This window comes from Streptomyces sp. NPDC057654 (genome assembly GCF_042800135.1).
GTDB lineage: Bacteria > Actinomycetota > Actinomycetes > Streptomycetales > Streptomycetaceae > Streptomyces.
Genome location: NZ_JBHVHQ010000551.1, coordinates 1 through 5,800 on the forward strand (window position 1 = coordinate 1; position 5,800 = coordinate 5,800).

Here is a 5,800-nt window from a genome sequence, read left to right on the forward strand (position 1 = left end):
GTACGGCGTCCGCGCTGTCGCCCGCCGTCGGCGGGCAGGTCGCCAGCACGAGGCGGGGTGCGGGTTCACCCGCGTCGGTCCGCGCCGCGAGTGCGGCGAGGTCGTCGGCGGTACGGACCGGGGCGTCCTGCCACCAGGGAGCCTCCGCTCCGAGGGCGGTCCAGCCGGCGGTGTCCGCGGCCGCCGCGTCGGACCGCGGCGGCACCGCGTGCCATTCGGGGCGGAACAGTTCCTCATGGTGGCCGCTGCGGGCGGCCTTGACCTGGTCGGCGGATACGGGCCGCAGGACCAGGGAGTCGGCGGTCAGGACGGGGCGTCCGGTGGTGTCGGCGGCCGTCACGGCGACGGTGTCGCGGCCGGCCGGGGCCAGCCGGAGCCGGAGGGTGTGCGCGCCCGTGGCGTGCAGGCGCACTCCGTTCCAGGAGAACGGCAGCCAGCCCTTGGCGGGCCCTTCGAGCACGTCGAAGACGAGCGAGTGGAGGGCCGCGTCGAGGAGCGCGGGGTGCAGTCCGAACCGTCCCGCGTCCGGCTGCTGCGCGGCGGGCAGGCTCGCCTCGGCGAACACCTCGTCGCCGCGCCGCCAGGCGGCGCGCAGCCCCTGGAACGCGGGCCCGTAGGCGAACCCGCCCTCGGCGAACCGTGCGTAGAGGCCGTCCACGTCCAGCGGCACGGCGTCGGCCGGGGGCCAGAGCGCGAAGTCCTCGGCGCCGTTCCTCTCATCTGCCTCATCTGCTGCCGCCTGGTCGGCTTCGGTCAGCAGGCCGCCGGCGTGGCGGGTCCACGGGTCGTCGGGCTGGGCGTCGTCGGGCCGGGCGTGAATGGTGATCGGGCGGGTTCCGGAGCCGTCGGGCGGGCCGACGGCGAGTTGCAGCGCGATGGCGCCGGACTCGGGGAGCAGCAGCGGCGCTTCGAGGGTGAGTTCCTCCACGGCGGCGCAGCCGGACTGGTCGGCGGCGTGGACGGCGAGTTCGAGGAAGGCGGTGGCGGGGAAGAGGACGCCTTCGTACACGCCGTGGTCGGCGAGCCAGGGATGGCTGCGGACGGAGAGCCTGGTGGTGAACAGGGAGGCGCCGGTGTCGGCGAGCCGGCAGGCCGCGCCGAGCAGCGGGTGTTCGGCGGGGTTCAGGCCGGCGGCGGGCAGGTCGGCGGTCGCGGCCGTGGCGGCGAGCCAGTAGGGCAGGCGCTGGAAGGCGTAGGTGGGCAGCGCGGTGGGGCGGGCGCCGCTGCCCGCGTAGACGGCGGGCCAGTCGACGGCGGCGCCGTGGACGTGCAGCCGGGCGAGGGCGGTGGTGAGCGCGGCGGGTTCGGGACGGTCCTTGCGGAGCAGCGGCACCAGCACCGCGCCGTCGGACGCGTCGGTGAGGCAGTCCTGGCCCATGCCGCTCAGCGCGCCGTCGGGGCCGAATTCCAGATAGGTCGTGACGCCTTGGCGCTCCAGGCAGCGCATGCCGTCGAGGAACCGGACGGTGCCGCGTACGTGGTCGGACCAGTACTGCGGGGAGGCGAGCTGTTCGTCGGTGGCGGTGGTTCCGGTGAGGTCGGAGACGATGGGGACGGCCGGTCGCCCGTACGCGATCCGCGCGGCGGTCGCGCGGAACTCGGCGAGCATCGGTTCCATGCGCGGGGAATGGAAGGCGTGGCTGACGCGCAGCCGCCTCGTCTTGTGGCCGAGCGCTTCCGCCTGGGCGGCGATGTCCATGACGGTCCGTTCGTCACCTGAAATCACCGTGGAGGAAGGCCCGTTGACGGCGGCGATGCTGACGTCGCCCTCCCGGCCGGCGAGCAGCGGCAGCAGTTCCGTCTCGGGGACGGTGAGGGAGACCATCGCGCCGCCGGGCGGCAGCGCGTCCATCAGCCGGCCTCGGGCGGCTACGAGCGCGGCGGCGTCGGGCAGCGTGAGGACCCCGGCGACGTGGGCTGCGGCCAGTTCGCCGACGGAGTGGCCGAGGAGGTGGTCGGGGGTGATGCCCCAGTGCTCGACCAGCCGGTAGAGGGCGACGCCGAGCGCGAAGAGGGCGGGCTGGGTGTAGGCGGTGCGGTGCAGCAGCCCGGTGTCGGGGTCGGTCGGAGCGGAGCCCGCGCCATCGGGGCCGGCCGGGGCGGCGTTGATCACGTCGCGGAGCGGGCGGTCGAGCAGCGGGTCGAGTTCCGCGCAGACCGCGTCGAAGGCGTCGGCGAAGACCGGGTGCGCCGCGTACAGCCCGGCGCCCATGCCGGTGCGCTGGCTGCCCTGGCCGGGGAAGAGGAAGGCGGTCTTGCCCGCGCCGCCGGTGACGCCCCGTACCAGGTCGGGTGAGGGTTCGTCGGCGGCGAGGGCGGTAAGGGCGGCGAGCAGGGCGGGCCGGCTGTCGCCGGTGAGGACCGCGCGGTGCTCGAAGGCGCTGCGGTGGGCGGCGAGGGAGTAGCCGAGGTCGGCGGGGGCGGCGGGGTGGGTGCGGGTGTGCTGGAGCAGCCGTTCGGCCTGGGACGTGAGGGCTTCGGCGCTGCGGCCGGACAGCAGCCAGGGGAGGACGGCGCGCTGCGCGTCCGGGTCGTCGATCGCGGGAGTGGGAGCGGCAGCCTCCGCCTTCGGGTCCGGTTCCGGTTCCGGAACGTGTTCCAGGATGGTGTGCGCGTTGGTGCCGCTGACGCCGAAGGAGGAGACGCCCGCCCGGCGCGGGCGGCCGGTCTCCGGCCACGCCGTGCGTTCGGTCAGCAGGTGTACGGACCCGGCCGACCAGTCCACGTAGGGCGTCGGCTCGTCGACGTGCAGGGTGTGCGGCAGCTCGCCGTGCCGCATGGCGAGCACCATCTTCATGATGCCCGCGACCCCGGCTGCCGCCTGGCTGTGACCGATGTTGGATTTCAGCGAACCGAGCAGCAACGGCCTGTCCACAGAACGGTTCTGACCGTATGTCGCCAGGAGCGCCTGTGCCTCGATGGGGTCGCCGAGCTTGGTGCCCGTGCCGTGCGCCTCGACGGCGTCCACGTCGGCGGCGGACAGCCCCGAGGAGGCCAGGGCCTGGCGGATCACCCGCTGCTGGGAGGGGCCGTTGGGCGCGGTGAGGCCGTTGCTGGCGCCGTCCTGGTTGACGGCGGAGCCGCGTACCAGAGCGAGCACGGGGTGGCCGTTGCGGCGGGCGTCGGAGAGCCGTTCCAGGACCAGTAGTCCGGCGCCCTCGGACCAGGAGGTGCCGTCGGCGGCGGCCGCGAAGGGCTTGCAGCGCCCGTCGGCGGCGAGCACCCGCTGCCTGCTGAACTCGACGAACGCGCCGGGCGTGGACATCACGGTCACGCCCCCGGCCAGCGCCAGCCCGCACTCGCCGGTGCGCAGGGCCTGCGCGGCGAGGTGGACCGCGACCAGCGACGACGAGCACGCCGTGTCGACGGTGACGGCGGGGCCTTCGAGGCCGAGGCTGTAGGAGATGCGGCCGGAGGCCACGCTCCCGGCGCTGCCGATGCCGAGGTAGCCCTCGGACTCCTCGGAGGGGTCGGCGACCCGCGAGCCGTAGTCGTGGTGGCTGCATCCGACGAAGACGCCGCTCGCGCTGCCCTTGAGGGCCAGCGGGTCGATGCCCGCGCGTTCGACGGCCTCCCAGGAGAGTTCCAGGAGCAGCCGCTGCTGCGGGTCGATGGTCAGGGCCTCGCGCGGGGAGATCCCGAAGAACGCGGGGTCGAAGTGGTCGGCGTCGTGCAGGAAGCCGCCTTCTCGCGCGTAGGTGCTGCCGACCCGGTCCGGGTCGGGGTCGTAGAGCCCTTCGAGGTCCCAGCCCCGGCCGGTGGGGAAGCCGGTGATGGCGTCCCCGCCGGAGGCGAGGAGCGTCCACAGCTCCTCGGGGGTGGTGACGCCGCCGGGGAAGCGGCAGCTCATCGCGACGACGGCGATCGGGTCGTCTTCGGTCGCCTTCTCGGTGCCTTCCGATACTGCGGCGGTTTGCTGGTGGGGCTCGGGAGCGGCGTGGGCTCCGAGCAGTTCGGTGCGCAGGTGTCCGGCCAGTACGGTCGCGGTCGGGTAGTCGAAGGCCAGGGTGACCGAGAGGCGCAGCCCGGTGGCCTCGGCGAGGCGGTTGCGCAGATCGACGGCGGTCAGCGAGTCGAAGCCGATGTCCTTGAAGGCCCGGTCCGGGTCGACGGCCTCGGGGCCGGGGTGGCCGAGCACGTCGGCGACTTCGGTCCGTACGAGGTCGAGGAGGGCGCGGTCGCGGTCGGCGGCGGGCAGCTCGGCGAGCCGTCGGGCCTGCGAGTCCGTCCCCCGGTCCCCGCCGCCGGACGGCCGCGCGTCGCCCATCACCCTTTGTACGGGCGGGAGTTCGCTGATGGCGGGGCTCGGGCGCAGGGCGGTGAAGGCCCGTACGAAGCGGTCCCAGGCGAATTCGGCGATGAGGACGCGGGTGTCGTCGTGGTCCAGGGCCTGCTGGAGGGCGGCGGTGGCGAGTTCGGGGTCCATGGCGGGCAGTCCGTTGCGTACGAGCCGCTCGCCGACGGCTCCGGCGGCGAGGCTGTCCCCGGCCCACAGGCCCCAGGCGACGGAGGTGCCGGGCAGGCCCCGGTCGCGGCGCTGCTGGGCGAGGGCGTCGAGGTAGGCGTTGGCCGCGGCGTAGCTGCCCTGGCCGGTGCCGCCGAGCGTCCCGGCGAGGGAGGAGAACAGCACGAACGCGGTCAGGTCCAGGTCGCGGGTGAGTTCGTCGAGGTGGCGGGCGGCGTCCAGCTTGGGGCGCAGGACGCCGGCGGCCCGCTCGGGTGTGATCGAGTCGATGACGCCGTCGTCCAGGACGCCCGCCGCGTGGACGACGGCGCGCAGGGGCTGCCCGTCCGGGACGGCGGCCAGGAGTTCCGTCAGGGCGTCCCGGTCGGCGGCGTCGCAGGCGGCTACCGTCACGTCGGCGCCGAGCTGTTCCAGTTCGGCGAGGAGCGTGTCGACGCCGGGGGTGTCGGCGCCGCGGCGGCTGGTGAGCAGGAGGTGTTCGGCGCCGCCGCGGGCGAGGTGGCGCGCGACCTGGGCGCCGAGGCCGCGGGTGCCGCCGGTGATGAGTGTCGTCCCGTCAGGCGTCCACGTACGGGCGGGGGTTGTGTCGCCGAGTGCGGCGGTGGCGAGCCGTCGGCCGAACACTCCGGAGGCGCGGAGCGCGAGCTGGTCCTCGCCGTCGATGCCGCTCGTGGTTCCGTTTTCGCCGCCGGTCCCGATTCCCGCGAGCGCTTCGGCCAGCCGGGTCAGGGCCCGGTCGTCGAGGTGCTCGGGGAGGTCGATCAGCCCGGCCCAGCGCTGCGGGTACTCGACACCGGCGACCCCGCCGAGCCCCCAGGCCAGGGCCTGCGTGGCGCTGCGCAGCCGGTCGGACCGGCCGATGGACACCGCGCCCTGGGTCGCGCACCATACGGGCGCGTCGAGCCCCGCGTCACCGAGCGCCTGGAGCAGGGCGACGGTGAGGACGAGCCCGGTCGGCATCCCGGAGCCCTCGGCGTAGGGGGACTCGTCCAGTGACAGCAGGGAGAGGACTCCGGCGGGGGCCTCGGGGTCCAGGCCGTCCGGGAGCAGGTCGGCGAAGCGGCCGCGGTCGGCGGCGTCGCGGCCCGCTTCGATCAGGACCGGCCGTGCCCCGTGCGCGGCGAGGGCCCGCACGCAGGCCGTCGCGGTGGGGCCGTCGGCGGTTCCGGCGGGCACGGCGACCAGCCAGGCGCCGTGGAGGGCGGGCTCGCCCCGCGTCGGCAGGGGCTTCCAGGCGACGCGGTAGCGCCAGCCGTCGATCGTGGAGTGGCCGCGGCGCTCGCGGAGCCAGCCGGAGAGCGCGGGGACGACTCCGGCGAGGGAGGAGCGCAGTTC

The 5,800-nt window shown here is 75.2% G+C and carries 1 protein-coding gene; it reads right to left on the reverse strand.

Annotation, left to right across the window (positions count from 1 at the left end; translation table 11 throughout):
* A partial coding sequence (locus ACFU99_RS30355) for a type I polyketide synthase (RefSeq protein ID WP_384398093.1) occupies positions 1 to 5,800 on the reverse strand: 5,800 nt, incomplete at both ends.